This is a genomic window from Lysinibacillus sp. FSL R7-0073, from assembly GCF_038009065.1.
Classification (GTDB): domain Bacteria; phylum Bacillota; class Bacilli; order Bacillales_A; family Planococcaceae; genus Lysinibacillus; species Lysinibacillus fusiformis.
Genome location: NZ_JBBPAS010000002.1, coordinates 92326 through 109388, shown reverse-complemented (window position 1 = coordinate 109388; position 17063 = coordinate 92326). Strand labels below are relative to the sequence as shown.

Below are 17063 nucleotides of genomic sequence, written 5' to 3'. Positions count from 1 at the left end.
TCAATATGAACATTAAAGACTCTATTAGAAATAATGTTGTCTTTCCTACTGTAGAAAGTGGAGAGATGGCATTTCAAGAAATTGCTTTGGTACTTGATATAAATGAACCAAACAGTACATGCAAAATCCGATACAGAGACAAGAAAGGTAGGATGACGACAAAGCGTAATGTCCCAGTACAAATCAACAGTGGTGGACTCATTGATTGGTTTCCAGAAAAAGATAATTACGTCATCATCAATATTACAGCTGGGGAGCCGGTAATCATTGGTGAACCAAAGTTTAGCTCTGCTGCTAGTAATACAAGTAAAAATACAATTGAAAGTGATATATACAGTGACAATATGAGCGGAGAAACATCTGGGGGATATATCTTTTAAGAGGTGAGTATATGTCAAAAAGGGATAATCAAGTTTTAGTAAAACAAGAGTACGGGGATAAGTTTAAGCCACTTTTGCAACGAATTAAGGAAAGGGTAAAGAACTTAACTCGAGGCAAGGAAAAAGGTATCGTGCACGCGAAAACCAAAGCATCATTCATTTTGAGAGATAATGGTGACATTAACACTGTTGCTAGCAAGCTTGCTCAAAGTAAGTTAAGTAAAGGCGGAGCTTCAACAGATGTCTCCACTCAGAGTATTACTGTAACAAATACTAAAAAAATTACAGCCGACGAGATTATTATAAATAACCATAAACTCAATAACATGCTTTATGAATATACGGATTTAAAAATGGTCCAAAACAATGAGCAAAAACTGGTCACTGGATTGTCATTAGAAACAACAGTTCTAACAAAATCTTGGGAGCCTGACTTAGGGAAGTACGTGATGATTCGCAGGCCAGCTCGATTTGCTATGTTCTCTCCAGAATTAAATGTAGCTGATGTACCAAAGAGCCTATCTATTAATACTGACATCGAGAAAGAATTCAATGACATGGTCGATATTGAAAAAGCTGCAAATAAATTCAATGAATTCGCAGAAGGCGGGGAATAGATATGGATTTTAAGGTAAGCAACTCGGGGGATTTGGTTTTAGAGAAGAAAACAAGAAGCAGACAGTTAGAGCTAACATACCGAATATCAGAAGTACCAGGGCTTGACATTAGTTTTCATGTATTAAATGGAAAAGTCCCGATAGCAAATAAAGGTTTGAAGTTATCATTTGATGTTATGAAAGACAGTGATTTATCAAAGAATGCAAAAGTAATAAGGGATGTAGAAGAGAAAATACAGCTTATCAGAATTGCTTTAATCACTGAGCTCGGGGAGCTTGTAAATAAACCGGGTCTGGGATCTTTATTAAAGCTTTATAAGCATAAAGACATTCATTCTATATCTAATTTAAATAATATAAAAGAAACTGTTATGAATGTTGTTCAAAGTATACTAGAAAATCCTAAAGTAAAGGCAGTCCCTCAAAATGGAGCAGGAAACCTTTATTTTCATAATGTGTCAATTTACATCTACGAAAATAAAGTACAGATTTTTAAATTCTATATCTAGGTGGTGAGAGAGAATGAATATTAATGACATACATGCAAGAATCAAAAGCCGCTTCTTGTATTATTCAGAACATAAAATTACAGAAAACTCAGTGATGGATCTTTATTCACTTGCTGTTTCCGATGTAATGAACGAACTATATAAAGAAATCGAAAATAGTAAGATGCCTCATTTGTATACAAAATTAACTGATCAAAGTTTGGATGACCTGGGTTATCTTTTATCTACTCCTAGAGAAGTAGAAGAAAGTGATGTTCAATATTTATATAGATTAATGAATTGGAAATACAGTGCTGAATCAAGCAACGAAAAAGCTATTAATACAGCTCTACTAAACAGAACATACGCATCCTATGTTGAATACATTCCTAAGACTCATGGTAGCGGCACGGGGACAGTGTACATCATCCCAAAAACTTACGACAATCCTGAAGTGATTGAAAATGCGATTAGTGAATGTATTGACGTAATGGAAAGAGTGTCTTCTCCTTCTTTATATGTAGAGTACACAATACCTGGGCCTAAGCCCGTTATACTAAACATAGCTCTGGAGATAGCAGATAATGGTGACCCTGGGAGTATTAAGCGTTCACTTGAAAAGCAGATAAAAGAGTATGTAAATAACATTCCACCTGATAAATACATGTTACTAGGCCTAATCAACAAAATTGGTGTAAACGAGGACTATGTAGATTACTTCAATTTGCTACAGGTATTTATTGACGGCAAAGAGCAAGATGAAATCGAGATTTTACAAAATTTAGAAGATAAATATCTGCTTGAAGAAATCGTATGGAATGAATAAGAGGGAAGGGAGGGGCACTCTTTGAAAGCAGAACAAGCATTTGAATTGGCATTACGAAATTTTCCAAAATGGATGGATATTCGTAAACGAAAAAGAAAGTCTACAGGAGCCTTGTATCTCCGATCATTCACAGACGAATCGTTAGATGTAGAAGTAGCAATAGAGGAATTGAGAAAAAGCTTCTTCGCCTATAATTATATAGGCATTGAAGCTTCTATACTTGATTATTTAAGATATGTGAATATTGGTAAAGTGGACGTAGAGACACTGTCGATAACAGAGCCCAATCTTAAGCTTACAACAGACTACGCAGAGTTCATTGACAATTCGTCAAACTATGCTTTCTTTGAAGACGGTAAAATCTTCATTAGCTATAACTTGGATGTAGGAAAGATCAAATATGTCTTGAAAGACATGAAGTATGAGTCGCCGTTACATGTTTATGAAGTGTGGAACACTATTGACGAGTTTGCTTTGTTTTCTGGAATTGAAAGGTTCAAAGGAGAGCGTAATGCTGACTTACTTAGACGTGTATTCGCTGTCTATAAGAACATTCCGAACAGTACAAGGCAAGGGATAAAAAACGCTATCGTCAATGATATATCAAACCTAGCTGAAATCACACCGTTCGATATCGACATTTCCATTCTCAATAACAAAAACATTCATAAAGCTTCTGGCACAGGAGGGTCCGTCAGCGATGAAATCATTGCTGTTGATAAAGATGTTTACCGTGCTAAGGTTTGGGACCAAAGCTTATGGGATCATTCTTTCAAGGACCTTATTTATGGTGATAATAAATGGGATGAATCCATCCATATTAAACAAAACGGTACTGGACAAAAAGCTGATCTTGCAACAACGCTTCTAAGTGAACTGCAAAATGCAGAAGCTACGGATGTAGAGATTGATGTTTATAAGAAGTCGAGTGTAAAGGTTCAAAGTTACATTAAAGACAATCGCACTTCAGTTGATATTCCTTTGAATCTAACGAAATATAAAGACGAATTATCCCCAATCAGTGTTGAATATAAGGTAATAGCGGAAGATGCAAAGGAACTCACACAGAATGTATATATCGAGTCTTATTCTAAGCAGACTGGTGAATTCAATCTTAAATTAGACGATGTGGTCATTGATAGATACGACAAGAAATATACAGTCGTTGAAGGTGGAGTCCTGACGGATGGGGATGAGTATAAAATTACACTTTACCCAAAAAACGCGTACAGTCGTATGGGAATAGAGTTTATCAACTACAAAGATAAAAATGAGTCTTTTAATTATGCTGTTGAAAAGGATGGTTTTACTAAAAACGGCTCTTATATTGAGTCAGACAGAAGTGCTTTTTACGGTGATTTGAGTAATCATTTTTACGAAAGCAAGAATATGAAAAACGTACTTGGTGGCATCACATTAGCTGATGCCGCTATTCCTGGTGAGCTTTCAATCGACGTCTCAGAAATTGAAAACAAATATGTAAAATACGAAGTAAGTTGTGAGTTAACAGATATCACAACAGATCTTGAATATGTTACAGCATCTGGGTTCAAAGAAGTCAATAATGCTTGGGAAGGCACTGAAAATGACGGCACTTTTGTTATAGAAGGCATCTTTTCCGAGTTGACGTATCTTATCGAGGAAGGCAACATGACAATCGAAAAGATTATTGACGGTAAGAAAACGGTTAGTATCTCAAATGGGACAAAACAAGAGTCATATAGATTTGATAAACCAACTGAAGTAAAGATTACATTCAAAAAAATCCATAACTCTGGAAGAGCGACAATTAAGGCTATTAAATATTCTAGATACGACATCGAGGTGGGGTTAAGCAGTGGATCTTTAATTGTAACATCACAAGGAATTGCTATTCCAAGGTCGAACGGTTCCTCTCGATATTTAACGATAAAACCTAAAACATATACTGGATTTTCTCCAATTATTAAGTATGTTTATATTGGTTCTACACTTGCTCAGGTTAAATACGAGACAAGTGTCTTCACGGCAGGGCAAAATGCCTCTGTCAAAATCAAAAGTAATTGTATTGCTGAAATCACAAACCTTACAACAGGCGAGGTCATTTACGATTACAAGACTGATACGATTTACTCAAACGAAACATCAGAAGAAGTCTATATGGAGATTGACTCTTCTACTATAGAAGCGATTGAAGACAGCCGTCCAACGGTTGTAACGATGACTTTCAAAAATACAGAGGGAAAATATATTCGACTTGCACCAGGAGAAAGCATTACAGGGCTATGGATTAAAGGCAACATGCTGAAGCTTAATGAGCGTAAGTCTGTCAGCAGTATTCTGGCCAAAAATCAAGAAAGCATTTATCTGAGTAAGTTCTTTAAAAAGTTTATTGTGAAAAGTGCAGATAAAGAGCAGAGCGTAAGAATCTTGAGAAGTAGCTTAGACAGCAGAAGCAACCTTATTATGGTTAAAAATTTGCCAAATGATCTATCCTGCGTATTTGTCACTGATGAAACAAACAATAAGGAGATCATTGGTACAAGCTGTGAGAGCTTCGAATCCATTTACTTTATGCCTAAGAATATTAATGAGTATGTGATGTATGAGATGGAAAGAATGGTTTCCAAAGAAATTCGTAATATTTCACTAATCAATAATTTCTATCCCCAGCTAGATAACAATAGAATGGTGATTTTACGTCTGGATAAAGGTATTGAAAATGAAGGAATAGATATTATGTTTGAAGGAACGGATAATGTCTATTCAGTTGGTTTCAAGAAAGTAAAAATTATCGCTGATAAAAAAATACTGGCAAGCCAATTTTCAACAAGCGAGCTATCAATCAGCAGGAACTTTGTTTTAACGAACTATATGGAGCTACCGCCCATTATTAAAATTGAAGATAAAGAATGTGAAATTGCGGAGTTTATTGTAAAACCAGATAAAGATTATGAAGTGGTTCACGAGAAAAAGATGTCGGGACTAGAAAGCTACTATGTGAAGAATGACGGCTTTAACAAGCTTTACTATTCAAACATTGCATCAATTGTTTCTATTAAAGATATTAACGGAAAAACGATCAGCAAAGATTTCTACGATATTCTTCATGATGAAGGTATTATTTACTGGAAAGATCTAACCTTATCAGGCATGGTGTTTAGTGTTCAATACGAATACAATGATCCAAAATTCATTAAGGTAATAAATACTGATGTGTTATATAAGATTGTTGGATACACAGTCGATACTCTCGCCTTAGAGGGTACAATTACTTATCAAGGTATTTACGAAAATACATCATTATCTAAAGAAGAAAAATTAATTATCAGTGAAGCTAATTACTTATCAATCAGTAGTTCAAACCCTAAAATTAATGCTTCATTAGACAAAGGAGTTATTATATTAACTCAAAAAATCATTGATGATGATGTCTTGGTTAAACCAGGATACTTCTATTCAGGAAACAAAGAATGGTATTACTTTGTGTCCTCAGTCAAAAAAGAAGTTGGCGGTATGGCTAATATAGATTTTCATGAGGTAGAAAAAATCAACGGGGACTTGATTCTTAGTCAAGCTTCAGTCAACCATGTAACGAGCTCCAATATGCTTTCCAAAGATTTACGGAAGGTATTTAAATACAGAATTCAAGACAAAGAGGCTGGAGAAAGCACACTTAATGCAATTACAGCATGTGACTCTTATAATATCTGGCGACTGTTTAATTCAGATATCTATTTTACAGAGAGCGGTTTTAATGGAAAAGGTCTTTACATCAAAGGATATACCGATGAAAGCTATGCAACAATGGAAATTACACAAGCACTGTTTAGTAGTGCTATGATTTCCCTTTATGCGGATGATAAGCTAGAGTGCTTTATTGCTAAGCAGAATGGTCGTACATTCAATAAAAATATTTATTGTGATGAAATTATAGAGATGTCAAAAGAAGATGGTTTCAGAGTGTATCGTTTTAAAGAAGTGAATCCAAATGATCGATATTTCCTTATTGTAAAAGGAGAAGGAATAATTGATGACATTATGATCGGGAACGTAAGTAACGACTTGAAGAAAATTCATAAGAAAACGCTAAACAAGATATTCTTCGATATACCAGAAGAAATTGAAGAAAAGTACAAGCAAAGGCTCCTTTTTGATAAAAACTATAATACATTCAACAGAACAGAAATTGATGAAGAAGGTTACATTATCACTTCAACTGACTTGGAGTGGGGACTAACGAAGCTTGGAGAAATCAATGAAGGTTGGGATAAAGGCTTCCATTCAAACGTTACAGTTGTTAAGGATTCTTATATTAAGACGACCAATAAAACAGGGCTCTACTATACAAAGGTCTTTGAAATCGACAAGCTGTCTAATTTAGGTAATCTGTACGTAAAGATAAATGAAATGTGTTTAGATGTGATGAAGGACTTCTCTATTACAGTTCTTACTTCTTCTAACGAAAAAGAAGGATTCAGCACAGTTGGTATAGCTCGAAAAGACAACGTTATTAAAATCGACGGTCCAAAGATAAAGCGTTTTGTGAAAGTCGTTGTAGAAATTCCACCTCATAAGGTTATTGAAAACATCTCTCTGTTTGGAGAATACAAAGAAGGCTTAAGCAATATCCGTGTTAGAACCTATCCGTATGGAGACATGATCACTAAGATTTACGATGTGGGTTTCAGTAATAATTTCCAGTTCAAACGAGTTCTTGTAGAAGACATGACTGAAGGTGTTTCTGTTTATGTAAGAGGAATAAAACAGAACAACATTGAAAGCGTGACAACTGATTGGAAAAGGCTTCAGCTCGATTCAGAAGGCAATGTGATGAATTATCTTGTATTCGATGACTATGAGCTTTTTCAATTCAAGATTAATCTTGAGAAAGAATCAGCAGCTATCAAAATTAACGGATATGAATTAGAGGTGATTCGATGAGACCTGTGTTCGATTATCAATCGAGAATTCAGTATGATCAGGGAATTTATTTTTACGAAAAGGACATCGTAAAGCTAAATTACGTAATCAATGGTGACGTAGAAATTACTGCAGAGATTGATTATTTCTCTGCGGGTTTCGGATTCATGTTTGAGAAAACAAATAACACAGGGAATAGACAAGGTGAAGATTTATATTTAATTAAGCTAGGAAATAACAATTTCTCTGTTTACCGAAAGCAATACGATAAAGAAGAGCGTCTTGTATTTCAATCTTGCAACTATTCTCCAATAAAAGAAGGTAGTATTTTAAGGTTTGTCAAAAAAGGAAATGTGTTTGAAGTATTTCATGAAAATGAGCTGCTTGGCAGATTCGTAGCACCCTCTAACTTTTCTCGTTACAATTTATATGTGTACTCTAATGCGGGGAACAGGTTGAAGTACATTTCTGCTAACAACAATTCTCCAGATGTCTGGATTACAAATATCGAAAATACAAACGGTGGGCGAATTGAGTTTACCAAAGATCAAATTAAAATAGAAAACTGTAAGAAAGATTGTGAAGTCGAACAACATGATATCTTCCTGATGGCCGGGCAGTATTTCCTTGATTATATGGTAGAGGATGGATACGTTGAACCAGTTGTATTCTTGTCTAGCGATGAAAGGTTCGATGATCAGAAAAAAAACCTATTGAGTAAAAGTCTTTCTTTCATTTTAGAGAAAGATGATTACGTGACGCTTAAGTTTAAGAGCAGAGGTTGCATTATCAAAAACATTGCAATTAAAGAGGATAAAAAGAGTGCTTATGTCTCTACAGGTGAAATCAATAAGAATTCAACTGGCAGCTACTTTGACATACTTTTGGACCGCGTGAAAAAGGTAACTTGGAAGGCAACCATACATGGTATCCCTGAAACGGAAGGGGTATATGCAAAACACGCCTTATTTGAGACAAGTATAAAAAAATATTCGTTGAGCGCAGGTAGTGTGTTAATTGGTTCAGAGCTGAATTATGAATTTGACGTTTTTGCAATGACAGTCAAAATCACACAGAATGGCTCAGCTGTAAGCATTATAAATATTGAAGCAGACAAAGACGAGGAAAGAATTCGTGTCTTTAGAAATTTGGATGCAACTGTATCTGAATTGAGTGTTGTGAATCTTGAAGATCAAGATGTAAACATTATTCTTCAAGAGACTTATAAAACATTTATACCTTCCTCTATCAAGAGCCCTGTGCTTTGCGTTAATGAAGAAGAAATACCCCTAGATTTATCTAGCAGTTTCAGGGAGACAAGAGTAAACGGAGTCCCTCAATATGTATTTACGAACTGGGAGAGAGAATATTTCTATCCTGGTGAAGATTTTGTTTTAAAAAATATTTTCAGAAAAGATATTGGTAGCATTATAGTCTATGGAATCAAAGGGAAGATAAATTGGGAGAACATTTACAAGATTGATAAAGGAATTAATGATGTGGATAGCTTCGCTCAGAAGAACACCTTAATTCACCCAAACTTTTACGAGATCGACAAAGATAATCATATTATCAATATTGATGAAAACATATTAGAGGACTATACGTTGTTTATCGTTGATTATCTTAAAGATAGTAGCTACTGTGTAAACTTCAATAAGGAAATCAATATGTATGAAGTGGATGTCAGCATATCTGACGAGAAGGCGTATTTGATATATGACTACAATGAAGGCGAATTCTTAGGAACTTCCAGCCAATATCATAGTACGAATATCAACCCAAACACAAGTCAATACATCATCTTGAGGGAGGGAATCTAATGATTATTTATCCAGCACAGCATAAAATCATAGGGGAGAATGAGCTCTCCCTCGGTGATATTCAACTGGCATACATTGATGCAAACAATATTCAAAAGGAATACAAAGTCATAAACGTGAATCATAAATCTGCTGTTGAGCGATTGGAGAGTGTTTATCCGTATGAAGGTTTTGACAGGCCAGATCCGTATCTTTTTGATAAAAACAAAAATTTAGTCTCAGTAGCTCCTGATATGATGCGAACAGAGAGCGGATATGCATTCTTCCCTGCAGAGGCAGTTGAGTTTTCCCCTGAACTATTCGATTTTAGAGTCTCTGTTAAGAAGCATTTCTTCTATGAATCCAATCGTCCAGTTGACATTAAAGTAGGTGTTATCGAAAAAGATAGAGTTTATGCTGAGAGTCTAATTAAGATCTTCGGCGATGCCTATCGTAAAAACTTAATCACATCTAATTTTAAGGTGAATAGTGGGGACATTAAGATTGAATCTTTAACGAACTTGTCTATTGAAGAGTGTGACCTTGTCTTTATTGAGTCTAACAACACAAAGACTTATTGGGACTCAGAAGAAATTATCGACTTCAATGAGATTCTTGATGATCACACGAATATATGGTTGTGTATTGGCGATTCAAATGCTCTAGGTGTTGCAGAAAGTTATTATGAATTTAGTAATGATTTTACTTTGATCGGTAATACAATTTATGGGGAAAATCGCTTTAAAGATATCAAGCTCGACTCGTGTATCAACGAGAACGAAATCCAAAAGGCCTTTCCTGACTTTGAATATATAGAAAACGTTTATTTGTATGATGTACCAGTAGCAATTCTTCATAAGAAAGACAAGGGATTCCTATTTGTTTCTCACAAAAGCGCTGTGTTGAACGCTGAAAAAAACTACAAACTCATATATGAAATCCTAAACTACGTTTACACGCAAGGCTACTCTCGCACAAAATGGATTTCAGGTTGGATTACTGACAATCCAGTTGATTACATTCCTAGAAGAGAATCGATTTTCGGGAGAAATCATGAACAATACCTAATTGACGAGTTGCTGGGTTCACGTCTTCATGATGGTGATACAGTAACTATAGTGAATATTAAAATTGTTCAAGACGATAAGGTTTCTTTAAAGGGAATCGGTACAAGCAATGAAATTTTCTTTGAGAAAATTGGTGGTGAAAAGGACCCCGAAAAATCAACAGGACAACGTTCTTACTATACTACTAGACGGACTGTTATCCTTTACACAGAAAACGCTGTGAATAGATTAGAGACCCCGCTAAAATTTTCTATTAAGGCTACTTCTAAAGGTGACTATATTCATATTGATGAATTCAAAAGCACATCTTTAGAGACAAATATTACTGAAAAAACGGTCTTGAGAATTCCGGATACATTTGCAACTTACTGCATTGTGCTCAAAGAGAATATTTTTACGATTAAACGTCTTGACCATCTAAACGAGAGCGATGGTTACGTAATATTAGTTTTTGAACTAAGGAAAAAATCCTCTATTAAATCTCATGATGTTCGAGTCCCTGGTGGTGGACTCCCAGAAAAATCAGAGGGCAATTACAACTTATTTGATGTTGGTCATGTAAAGGGTAGACCTTATCGAAGAGGTGGAACAATGGTCATAGAGTTACCGAAGAGGCTGCAAGAATTTGAATCCTACATTCGAAATGCAGTTGAAAGGCATATTGTTTCGGGTGAGCATTATATCTTAGTTTATAAAGAACAGGAGGCTTAATTATGCTGAAACCGATTAATTTTAAGAACAGCATTCGTGGTGAAAATATTCAAGATAACTTCGAATTCCTAGAGCAACGTTTAAGATCAGAAGCACTGTCTGTGGGCGGCAGGGGAATCATTGAAGGAATGGATATCGTCGTCGTTGATAATAGTAAGATACAGATCACCCCAGGGAGATATATCGATACGACAGGCGAAGAAGTATTGTTTCCTGGTGGTGAATATAGAGTAAAACGGTTTGAACCAGTTGAGAGAGAAGCGAAGGGACTAAAGGTAAATGCATTAGGACAAGCCTCCCTTCCAAGTCGTCCTTACTCGACCCACTTTAGTGGCTACTTCACAACTGGACAGTACGATTTTCTGTATCCTACAAAAGAATTAACATTCACAAGTACTGCAGCAGGAACTAATATCAAGGCTGTAAAGATTGAAAATGAGGTGGTCACATTTGATGCTGGAATGTGGGCCGGTCGCGAGATTAACGCTAAATATCTTTATGCAAGAAATAGAATGGATACGGTCATTATCAATAAAAATAGTGGAGCTGTTGTAGTAACTGGAACCATGTCTCCATCTATGTCCCATGCTGATCTCATTGATTACAAGGAGTACATTATTATTGGAACATTGGAGATTTCTATTAACACAGAGATAGAAATTAAAGTTCACTATAATGAGCGAGAAGAGCGTCCAATTTATGTAGATAGCGACAATAACTTATTCTTAAATGGGACGGAGTATAGAAGAATATTTTTTGTAATTCCAGATATGCCAAAAATATATGACGTTTATATTGATTACATCAATGGCAATATATATTCGTATATTTATCAAGATGGAGTACTAGGTTGGGTAAAAGTGAATGGTCCAAGTACAGGTGTTCAAAAAGAAATTAAGATTTTTACGCCGGATAGTAGTGATTTCCCTTCTGATTTACAAACATTCAAATTTGATGCGGAAGGTGATCTAAAATATCATTACATTCCTGGACTTAATCAGATTGAAATTATTATTGATAATGCTTCGTTAATGAGCGATCAATATGATGAGATCATTAAAGACACGGAAGACATAAATAATGGAATAGGCTTTAAGTTAAAAGATCCACTAGACAAGCCTGCTTATGTAGAGGTTCGAGTTACCCATAATACAGACGAAGCTAATGCAAACAAATCGTATCAGCGATCAGCTACGTTTGCAAAAGAAAATATAGCTTATGTAGGCTCTTCAACAGACCTGTTGTATGAATCTGCAGTTCCTTACGATGCTGGAGAATATCAACTTGAAGTTTTTTATAAAGGGCAAAAAGTTTACAGAGATCTGGACTATATTGAAGCAGATGTAAATGGCGATATGTTATTGTCAGGTCTTGCTACCCATTTCAAATTTGTTTATGAGCTTGAAGAAGGAACCGAGGTAGTTAGCAGAGTCACAAAGAACGTTTACAGTTATGATCATATTTCAAAAGTAATAGAGAATTCATATGGTTCAATTAAAGATATAATTGATCAAGTAAATGAATTTACTAATTATCTAGAATTATCCATGAATGAGGTGGATGATCGCTTGTTTCACCTTGAGTCAGCGGGAGAAGTAGTTCAAAAAGAATTATCTAAAATGAGCGAGTTTGTTACAAAAAAAGACGTGATTAATAAAGACAAGATTGATTCAGCCATTGTCTCTAACACAATGAGAGAATCGTTTGAGAATGCATACCCATGTGAAGCCATTATTAATTTAGACGACTTAAAACTGACGGATTTATTCTTCGTGTTTAAGCTTAATATGGGTAATACCAATATTCTAATTAAAGACTTAGATTATACATTACAGGAAAGTGGAAATGACATTGTTCTAATACTCCATGAATCTGTCGTGGACACAACTGCAACAATCTTAGTGAAAGGCGTTAAATTCGGTATTTAACGAATAGGTGAGGGGCATGAGTAAGATTTCATGGTTTATTAAAGAAAATGATGTTTATTCAGAAAAAAAAGAGCATCATGCAGGTACTTTTAGAAAAGATGAGAAAATTGTTATTAATATGCAGGCATGGAACAATAGATGGGGTGTAAAAGATGCGGAAGATATCATTAGTCCCGTTTTATCTTTTAGGTTTGACTCATTTGAAGATAACGCACTTCTTCGTTTATGTAAGGTGATTGTAAATCAATCACTTGAGCTTCCAGTAACGGTTAAAGATAATAGTGCTGTTGTTGTGATTGGGGAGACTATCATTGGCCGATCAAATGATGGGGATGAGAACTCCTACGAAAACAAAAACAATTTCATAGATATTCGGTTAGAAATTGACATTAGAGATAAAGATTTAAAGGAAAATGATTTAAAGAAAATGTATTTCGAACTGCATCCTTTATCTTAATTAATTACACACACAAGCTTTGATAGTAGCCTGTGTGTTTGTCTTTATATTGAAGTAATAAAGCTTTTAGAATAAAAAAAGGAGTGAAAATAATGACGGTAATCAAGTTTACGGACGACAATAAGCCAAATTACATCCTTAAGCCGGGCATTAATTCAACTGTTTCTCATGTGTTCGACGCTGTTGTTAAATATGCTGCAAAAGAAAAATTACCAAAATCGGCTAATCGTGATGCTTTAATCTTTACTACAGATACACATGAGTTCTTCAGAGGAAATGGTAATGGACTAGATCTTATCCCGTTCAATAGTGTTCTATTATTTGAATCATTTGATAAGTTTCCTTCAATCGGAATTGATACAAAGATTTATGTAGATAAACAAAGTTCAATAATGTTCTATTGGAATGGAATTGAGTACCAGACAATAGGTGGTGGAGCTGGTGGAGAAATTATTATTAGCCCAAATGACAAACGGATTGGAGACTTAGAAGCATTAGAGACTACTGATAAAACAACAATTGTTGCAGCCATTAATGAAGTGTTCAATGCCTTAGCAGTTATAGATGTTGATAGTATTCTTAACAATATTAATGGCATGGAAACCGACATTAACGACATCAAAAGCAGTTTAACCAATATTGATTTAACAACTGTTTCAGAGTTACAGGCTAAAGTTGGATCTTTGGATTCTTTAACAACTGCTGAAAAAACGTCCATCGTTGGAGCAATTAATGAATTAAAGACCCTGATTTCAGCAATAGGCGGTGGATCAGGAGAGGTTGACCTATCAGAAATTATTGCTATAATCGGTACCTTGACTACACTATCTACTACAAATAAATCAGATCTGGTATCTGCAATTAACGAAGTATTTTCTGTGTCTGATAGCAATTCTACATCCATTTCTAACTTGCTGAATTCCATTAACAATTTAGAAGTGAAGGGTACAGCAGTTGATGGACAAATAAAAGTTATCGACCATGATGTAACTATTTTGCAAAGTACGATGACTGAATTGAATGCTGCTATTGATCAAATTAATGCTATCATAGGGTCACTGTCTTCATTAGCTACTCAAGACAAGGCGACAATCGTGGCAGCAATTAATGAAGCGATCATTCAGATCAACTCATTAAAAGATAGCTCTTCAACATTAAGAGGGGAAATAAGCAGCTTAACAGATCTTGTTCAATCTTTACTAAACGGAGTTGTTCCAAATTTGCAAGATCGTCTTTCTACACTTGAACAGAAAGTAGCAATATTGGAGAAATCCCATGAAAATCCTGGGACTGGCGAACCAGAACCACCAGAAAAAAGAGAAATTTTATGGACATTTGATTTTAAACTTCCTGTTGGCGTAGCAACTTATGAGCTAGCTGATGATTCCAAATGGAGTTCCTCAGGCAATGCAATTGATTTAATGAAAGATTTAGTCGGTGAAGTTCAGAATGTATTCTTATATTCTCTAGGAAGTGACGCATCCCCAACTGAGCCTACATTAGTTCCATTTGTAGGAACTGAAGGGACAGCTCCAACTAGTCATGGAGTATGGGAATCTTATACAGGTGAGGAAGTTGTCCTTGAGGTAGCTTCAATGGTTTCTTGGAACTTCCGCTTAGTGAAATATGCATAATAGTAATGGGTGAGATTAATACTCACCCATTGCTTTATCTTATAGGAGGCGTGACCATTGAAGCTAAGAAAAAAGATTTATGCTACATTTATCTTAATGATTGTAGCGGGTACAGTTAGCTTTAGGAGTGTCAATGAAGCAATTGGTCATCTCCCAAAGATCTTAGGAGTTGATCCATACGTAATCTTCATTGGTCTGGTCTATTTGATTCTCACTATTGGAATCATGGAGTATTTTGTACTTTTTCGTATTAGTCATTTTAATGAAGAAATAAAAGAGATCAAGGGCAATGGATTCGTATGTAAACGTAACATTTATAATTTTACTAAGAAAGACGAGTTAGGTGAAATTATCGAGGATGTTAATACGGTTCTTCATGAGTTAAATAAACAGACTCTGAAGCTTGCAACCAAAAATAAACTCTATATGTCCTTGGTTAATGATGAATCAATCTTCACCTATCGATTTAAGCCATGTGGGACAATTACTTTTGCCAATAATACATTCGCAAATACTTTTAACTATCATTACAAGGACATGTTAGGAAAAGATATTTTTGACTTTGTTGAAAGATCTGGACTAAATTCGGAAGAACTAAAGAGAAGTATTGCTCTATTAAATCCTTCAACTACCTCTTCCAATTTGATTTACGACACGCCTCGTATCTTGAATGAGGAAAACCCTAAATGGATTGCATGGACTATCTCTGCTGCTTTTGACGATAGAGGTTTAATAAAAGAATACCAAGTAGTAGGAATCAACATGCATAAGGTTTCAGGACTTTTAGAAAAAGAACATGGTACAGATAATCATAAGAGCACGATATTATTAAGTCCTGAAGGGAAAATCGATTACATGTTTAGCTCGTTCGATTTTAGCCATGTAATTGGAGAAGACTTTATGGATTTTATACATGAAAAGGATAAAAAGATTGTAGCGAAAACAATCAATAGTTTATTATTTTATCGAAAAAAATCTGTAGTGAATGTTCGAGTTAATTTCAAAGAAATATTTGTTCATATGCAGATGGCAATAGACTATTCCGTAGGTAAAGATGACAAGATTCGTAACATCGTTATTAACGCGATTGATATGACTGAAATACAAGGGGCGCAGGAAAAAGTAGTAGGGGCTGTAAGTGATATGCACAAGATTTTAGAGAAAAATAAATATTAATTTAACCCTGCTTAGAAAGAGAGCGTGAACTGAAATTATGGATATCAGTACTTTATTAACTCTTGCTCTAGAGAATGGCCTTTTTCCAGCCTTATTTGTGTTTGCTTTTTGGTACATTATTAGTGAGCATAAGGAACGTGAAAAAAGTCAGAGAGAACTTTATACGCTACTCGCTGAAGATGTAGAAAACATAAATGATGCGATCTCAGGTATTGAAGAAACAACTAAACGTGTTGATACAAATGCATCTGTCATAAGTCAAGACGTCAAAGAGTTGAAATATATGGTCTCGTCTTTAGAGACAACAATTAAAAATAGAATAAAAGAATAGGCTTAAGTGCGATACTTAAGCCTTTTTCTATATGTAGATAAATGATTCAAAAAGTAATACTTATTAAGAAGGACAAATAACACTGGAGGTATGTTCGATGGAAAGCTTAGGTACGAATAGAGGCGTACGTAAAGTCAGTGAGAAAATCACTGAACAGGGGCGTACACTTATTATTACAGAGACTAACAATGACAAGTTGAACTGGGGTTTAATCCCTGATGGAACCCTTCACGTAGATCCTGTAACTGGAGCAATGTCAGTTAAGCTTTTCGGTGAGTCTACTTGGGTCCCAGTAATGATTGGTGGAAGTGGAGCCTTAGAGATCGCGAAAGACGCAATCTTAAAATACGAAGTGTTTACTATTACAAATGCAGACAACCAGGACGGTACGTTTAGCTATACAAACACTAAGGGTGAGGAGCGCACAGGCTACATTGATCCTGCTGACGGATGGATGGTCTTTGACCTAGAAGAAGGAACGTATGTTTTAAACAGAAACAAGCTTGAAATTATTGTGGATGATGTTATGCATCGTTCTGTCGTTAGTGGAGGAATAAGAGAAATTGACGAAGAGCGCTTTGCTATGGTTCCTGTTAAAACTGGCTCGGAAGTTACTGTTAAATTTATTCAAAACTTCGATGCAGGTTCATTATACCCCCGTCTATTCATCTCCGAAACAGAACCAATTGCTAAAGAATATGGAGACCTTTGGATGGATTTATCAGAAGTTATCCAATAAGAAAG

At 35.3% G+C, this 17063-nt stretch carries 13 protein-coding genes; all 13 read left to right on the top strand.

Annotated features, from left to right (window positions below; all coding sequences use genetic code 11):
- Positions 1 to 5 precede the first annotated feature (5 nt).
- The 13 genes from MKY88_RS24475 to MKY88_RS24415 all read left to right on the top strand — a co-directional run bounded on the left by MKY88_RS24475 (position 6) and on the right by MKY88_RS24415 (position 17058).
- Positions 6 to 380 (top strand): hypothetical protein, encoded by a 375-nt coding sequence (locus MKY88_RS24475; RefSeq protein ID WP_069483485.1) that lies wholly within the window; start codon positions 6 to 8, stop codon positions 378 to 380.
- Between the two features lie 11 nt (positions 381 to 391).
- The gene (locus tag MKY88_RS24470) at positions 392 to 997 is read left to right on the top strand and encodes a hypothetical protein (protein WP_069483484.1); all 606 of its coding nucleotides are present in this window, start codon (positions 392 to 394) and stop codon (positions 995 to 997) included.
- 2 nt (positions 998 to 999) lie between these two features.
- Entirely contained in the window at positions 1000 to 1506 is a 507-nt protein-coding gene (locus MKY88_RS24465) for a hypothetical protein (RefSeq protein ID WP_340814890.1), read from the top strand.
- A 13-nt stretch (positions 1507 to 1519) separates the two neighbouring features.
- Complete coding sequence (locus tag MKY88_RS24460; RefSeq protein WP_069483482.1) at positions 1520 to 2311, top strand: hypothetical protein; 792 nt, start codon at positions 1520 to 1522, stop codon at positions 2309 to 2311.
- Between the two features lie 21 nt (positions 2312 to 2332).
- Complete coding sequence (locus tag MKY88_RS24455; protein ID WP_340814889.1) at positions 2333 to 7234, top strand: hypothetical protein; 4902 nt, start codon at positions 2333 to 2335, stop codon at positions 7232 to 7234.
- Positions 7231 to 9036: a hypothetical protein gene (locus tag MKY88_RS24450; protein ID WP_340814888.1), complete on the top strand. Its 1806-nt coding sequence runs from the start codon at positions 7231 to 7233 to the stop codon at positions 9034 to 9036. The genes MKY88_RS24455 and MKY88_RS24450 overlap by 4 nt, the downstream gene beginning before the upstream one ends.
- The gene (locus tag MKY88_RS24445; protein WP_340814887.1) at positions 9036 to 10793 is read left to right on the top strand and encodes a hypothetical protein; all 1758 of its coding nucleotides are present in this window, start codon (positions 9036 to 9038) and stop codon (positions 10791 to 10793) included. The genes MKY88_RS24450 and MKY88_RS24445 overlap by 1 nt, the downstream gene beginning before the upstream one ends.
- Positions 10794 to 10795: 2 nt before the next feature.
- Positions 10796 to 12721 (top strand): hypothetical protein, encoded by a 1926-nt coding sequence (locus MKY88_RS24440; protein ID WP_193834025.1) that lies wholly within the window; start codon positions 10796 to 10798, stop codon positions 12719 to 12721.
- Positions 12722 to 12737: 16 nt separating this feature from the next.
- Positions 12738 to 13178: a hypothetical protein gene (locus MKY88_RS24435; RefSeq protein ID WP_340814886.1), complete on the top strand. Its 441-nt coding sequence runs from the start codon at positions 12738 to 12740 to the stop codon at positions 13176 to 13178.
- Between the two features lie 92 nt (positions 13179 to 13270).
- Positions 13271 to 14812 carry a hypothetical protein gene (locus tag MKY88_RS24430; protein ID WP_340814885.1) on the top strand — a complete coding sequence of 514 codons (1542 nt, stop codon included), beginning with the start codon at positions 13271 to 13273 and terminating at the stop codon, positions 14810 to 14812.
- Between the two features lie 57 nt (positions 14813 to 14869).
- Positions 14870 to 15988, top strand: a complete 1119-nt coding sequence (locus MKY88_RS24425) for a PAS domain-containing protein (protein WP_340814884.1) — start codon at positions 14870 to 14872, stop codon at positions 15986 to 15988.
- A gap of 37 nt (positions 15989 to 16025) precedes the next feature.
- Entirely contained in the window at positions 16026 to 16319 is a 294-nt protein-coding gene (locus tag MKY88_RS24420) for a BhlA/UviB family holin-like peptide (RefSeq protein WP_025115865.1), read from the top strand.
- A 97-nt stretch (positions 16320 to 16416) separates the two neighbouring features.
- Positions 16417 to 17058, top strand: coding sequence for a hypothetical protein (locus MKY88_RS24415; protein WP_069483474.1), 642 nt, complete (start codon positions 16417 to 16419; stop codon positions 17056 to 17058).
- Positions 17059 to 17063: the final 5 nt, after the last annotated feature.

What these genes read in the sequence shown, in the direction of transcription:
- MKY88_RS24460 (WP_069483482.1), top strand. Translation starts at nt 1,520, where the DNA reads ATGAATATTAATGACATACATGCAAGAATCAAAAGCCGCTTCTTGTAT.
- MKY88_RS24470 (WP_069483484.1), top strand. Translation starts at nt 392, where the DNA reads ATGTCAAAAAGGGATAATCAAGTTTTAGTAAAACAAGAGTACGGGGAT.
- MKY88_RS24420 (WP_025115865.1), top strand. Translation starts at nt 16,026, where the DNA reads ATGGATATCAGTACTTTATTAACTCTTGCTCTAGAGAATGGCCTTTTT.
- MKY88_RS24435 (WP_340814886.1), top strand. Translation starts at nt 12,738, where the DNA reads ATGAGTAAGATTTCATGGTTTATTAAAGAAAATGATGTTTATTCAGAA.
- MKY88_RS24450 (WP_340814888.1), top strand. Translation starts at nt 7,231, where the DNA reads ATGAGACCTGTGTTCGATTATCAATCGAGAATTCAGTATGATCAGGGA.
- MKY88_RS24430 (WP_340814885.1), top strand. Translation starts at nt 13,271, where the DNA reads ATGACGGTAATCAAGTTTACGGACGACAATAAGCCAAATTACATCCTT.
- MKY88_RS24440 (WP_193834025.1), top strand. Translation starts at nt 10,796, where the DNA reads ATGCTGAAACCGATTAATTTTAAGAACAGCATTCGTGGTGAAAATATT.
- MKY88_RS24445 (WP_340814887.1), top strand. Translation starts at nt 9,036, where the DNA reads ATGATTATTTATCCAGCACAGCATAAAATCATAGGGGAGAATGAGCTC.
- MKY88_RS24475 (WP_069483485.1), top strand. Translation starts at nt 6, where the DNA reads ATGAACATTAAAGACTCTATTAGAAATAATGTTGTCTTTCCTACTGTA.
- MKY88_RS24415 (WP_069483474.1), top strand. Translation starts at nt 16,417, where the DNA reads ATGGAAAGCTTAGGTACGAATAGAGGCGTACGTAAAGTCAGTGAGAAA.
- MKY88_RS24465 (WP_340814890.1), top strand. Translation starts at nt 1,000, where the DNA reads ATGGATTTTAAGGTAAGCAACTCGGGGGATTTGGTTTTAGAGAAGAAA.